The 3355-nt window shown below is 56.7% G+C and carries 5 protein-coding genes; 3 read left to right on the forward strand and 2 right to left on the reverse strand.

Features of this window, described 5'->3' with window-relative positions:
• Window positions 1–147: 147 nt before the first annotated feature.
• A complete protein-coding gene (locus PHS32_RS23965) occupies window positions 148–609 on the forward strand; it encodes a hypothetical protein (RefSeq protein WP_301082103.1) in 462 nt (153 codons plus the stop codon).
• 493 nt (window positions 610–1102) lie between these two features.
• On the opposite strand, the gene PHS32_RS23970 is transcribed toward PHS32_RS23965, so the two are convergent.
• Both PHS32_RS23970 and PHS32_RS23975 read right to left on the reverse strand, forming a co-directional pair.
• Window positions 1103–1825, reverse strand: coding sequence for a hypothetical protein (locus PHS32_RS23970; protein WP_301082105.1), 723 nt, complete (start codon window positions 1823–1825; stop codon window positions 1103–1105).
• A 57-nt stretch (window positions 1826–1882) separates the two neighbouring features.
• Window positions 1883–2308, reverse strand: a complete 426-nt coding sequence (locus tag PHS32_RS23975; RefSeq protein ID WP_301082106.1) for a hypothetical protein — start codon at window positions 2306–2308, stop codon at window positions 1883–1885.
• 80 nt (window positions 2309–2388) lie between these two features.
• On the opposite strand from PHS32_RS23975, the gene PHS32_RS23980 reads away from it, so the two are divergent.
• Together PHS32_RS23980 and PHS32_RS23985 are read left to right on the forward strand one after the other, a co-directional pair.
• Entirely contained in the window at window positions 2389–2844 is a 456-nt protein-coding gene (locus tag PHS32_RS23980) for a hypothetical protein (RefSeq protein WP_301082108.1), read from the forward strand.
• Between the two features lie 8 nt (window positions 2845–2852).
• A partial coding sequence (locus PHS32_RS23985) for an FAD-dependent oxidoreductase (protein WP_301082109.1) occupies window positions 2853–3355 on the forward strand: 503 nt, incomplete at its 3' end.

A 3355-nucleotide genomic window follows, 5' to 3' on the forward strand; every position in this document is an offset into this window, starting at 1 on the left:
AGGTGGAGCACGTGGTCACGTTTCCAAGAAATGAGGATTTGACCGCGACGGGATAGTTTTCAAGTTACACCCTTTACACAAACTCCATAGCATCTGCCTAGGTGCAAGCCTAGAATTTTTGTTCTTTCATATGAACAGGAGTGCCCCATGAAAATCAGTAAATCATCTTTAGCCAAGTGCTTGTTTTCGGCTGCCATGCTGTCCGGACTGGGTGTCATGGCTCAGACCGCTACTGCGCCAACTCCCGTGACGCAGACGGCCCCCAAGCAAGACTTCGCGACCGACTTGGCCAAGGCAAACCTTGCAAAGCAAGGCATCACCAACCCGACCAGCGGCCAGCTTGCCGACGCTGTCAAAAGCATTCAAGACCAGCGCGCCAGTGGCCTGGGTTGGGGGCAGATCGCCAACTCCATGGGCGTGAGGCTGGGTGACGTTGTCAGTGCAGCCAATCGTTCAAGCATGGCTGAAAGTGCTGGCAAGCCCGGTGCCGCTGGCAGTGGCAAAGCCGGCGGTGCCGGTATGTCTGGAAGTGCAGGTGCATCTGGAAGTGCGGGCGGCATGGGCGCTGGTCATGGCGGCATGGGTGGAGGTGCTGGGGGCAAGAAGTAAGCTCTAGATTGCCACAGAGGGTCCGCCTGATGAACTGATTGCGCACCCCGATATACCCGACACCCGGCCACTGTGCCGGGTATTTTTTTGTCCGTCCCTTATCGATGTGCAAAATTCGACACGGTGACTAATTCGCGTACAGGTTTGTTGTTTGAGGGTGTTGTCAGCAATGCGCAAAGACCCGGCCTTGGTGCCGGTTGGAGCGATCAATCGCCTGCGCGTCGGGGCTGGTTCGCTGGATGGCTGTTTCAGGCAGTGTTGTCAAATCCCGACGGTTAAATTAACCCACGAGTCCGGAAGCCACAGCAGAATTTGACTCTCCATCCATTTGTCACCGCCCGTCAGAATCGCGACTCCCAGGGCACCGAGCAGCAGTGCGAAACCGTGTCGCACACGTTCAATGCGTGCGAGCACCCAATCTCGCACACGCATGAAGCCAGTGCGGGAAGCATCGGCCACCGCCATCAGCGGAATAGCCGCTGGATTCTTTGGGTTAACAACGCTGCCGGGTTAACTGCCGCCGAACAGACTCTGCCTCCAAGGCATCCGTGTCGGCAATCCAGTCGATGGGTATCAGACTCAGCACTTCCAGACCACGGTCTTGCAAGGCCTGCGTCAAGTTGGATCGCCGCGCCAAACGTTTGTCGCGTTGGACGAGCAGTTCATTGATCAAAGGGCGATACAAGCGAACAAAGCCCGTCAACCAGCGGCATGATTGTTCATGCCCTTCGATCTCGCCCATCGCGAACCGATCAATGCAAGCCATGGTGGCTGCTGCATCAAACCAGTGGCCATCCGTGACCCATTGGTTCACAGTGAACAGCCCAACAGGCAGGCCACGCGCGTCAAGCGAGATGGCAAATAGATGAGTCGGCTCGGTGCGATTCCATCTGGGCCTGCCAGGCTTCACGTACCGTCTGCGCCCAGTCGCCGTGCTGTGCCAAAACAAGTGCAAATGCCCGTGTTCCTGGTCGCCGTCCCTATGAGAATGGTAGTAAAACTGGGAGCCACGTTGGGTGTCAACCAGGTCGTCTGCTGGGTAGTGCTCAAACTGAAGCACTTCGCGATCCGCAATCCAGCTTTGAATCAGGGAACCACGCTCCGCTGTCACGGTTACGAACGCCAAGACACTGGCGCGCGCGTCCCGTAGCGCCCTGGCGATCTGCGTGTCGGAAGCAGCGCGCCAATTTCGCCGGAGATGTGTTGAAGCGGTCATGCTCAAGAATGCAGCGCCGGTGACCAAGTAGTCACCGGGGAGCGAAAGCGAAGAAAACTATGACTTGGCAGCGCAGGCGCCGCATTTGGCTTTCATCCTTTTGGCTTTGGCTTTTGCCGCATGTGCCTTGCTGGCAGCGCATTGGGGCTTGGCTGCACCACACTTGGCCTTGCAGGCGCCGCATTTGGCCATGTTGGTCTTGGGGCCGCACTTTGCGCCGGCGCAACCTGCAGCCATGACATTGCCAGACAGTGCGGCGGCAGTGACTACGGCAGAGGCGATCGTCTTGGCGATTGTGGATGAGAGATGGTTCATAGAAAAGTCCTTGGAGGGTTGAACGGGTGAGATTGGCGAAAAACGCAGAAAGTCAAGTGGAAACGCGACTTTCATGGGCATAGTCGTTTGAGCCTTGACAATACTTACACGGTCATCCGGAAATTTGTGAGCATGCGCGATTGCGAACTCCAACAATGGCGTGTTCACGTCAAATTGCCCCAGCGGTGTGTAACAAATCCGGTGGTCGTGGCGACTAATCCGCATGTCATCAATGCAGAAAGAGTTCAATGTCTAAAACTGTTCTTATCGCCCGCCCGCACACTTTTATCGTCGCCGTTATGAAACCTTTCCTGGAGGAAAACGGCTATGCCACCGATAAATTGGAGCACATCAGTGGTCTGCAAAGTCAGTCTACGGGTGCAGTTGGAGCCGTCATTTCTCTCGCCTTGTCGTCTTCGATCATTGAGTCTGCAGAAGAGGTATTTCTGAAATTGAAGAGCATGGCGCCTCGGACACCCGTCCTGTTTGCCGCCATGCTGTCGCTGGAGCAAGCACGTCCTGCGCTGGAGCGCATCGCGAAACAGGCAGGGCTCCAGGCCACCATCCTCGGCGTGGATGCAACCTCTGCCGCCGCCGCTCAATTGGGGCGCCAGGAGACGTTTCTGTATCTCAGCAAAGATGACCTGACATTTCCCGAGCGCCGTGCCATCGCCGCACGTCTGATACAGCGCCAATTTCGGTAAGAACATTTGTGACCAAGAGACTTGTTTTGGTAGGAGGTGGTTACGCGCACTTGTCGGTGCTGCGTGCCCTGGCGAAAAAGCGGCCCGAAGGAATAGATGTTGTCCTGATCACGCCTTCAAAACATCAGCACTATTCAGGCATGTTGCCCGGCTGGGTGGCTGGGCATTACAGCCAAGCCGAGTGTCGTGTTGACCTCGACCCGCTGGTTCGGGCGGCCGGTGTCCACCTTGTTCTCGAGCAGATTGTCGGTATGAACGCAGCGCGTCGGTGTGTTGCATTGACCAATGGTCAGCATCTTGAGTACGACTTGTTGTCGCTCGACGTTGGCAGCGAAACCGACACCTCCTGGTTGGAAACCCTGGGGGACAAGCTTTTGCCAGTGAAGCCGCTGGACAATTTCTTCGCGCGTTGGCCGCACGTTCTTGCGGCAGCCAAGGCTTTGAGGGGCTACAGATTGGTGGTCGTCGGCGGTGGTGCCGCTGGGGTCGAGATGGCGCTTGCGGTGCAACA

The sequence above is a fragment of the Rhodoferax sp. genome (genome assembly GCF_028714215.1).
In the GTDB taxonomy this organism is placed as follows: Bacteria; Pseudomonadota; Gammaproteobacteria; order Burkholderiales; family Burkholderiaceae_C; genus Rhodoferax.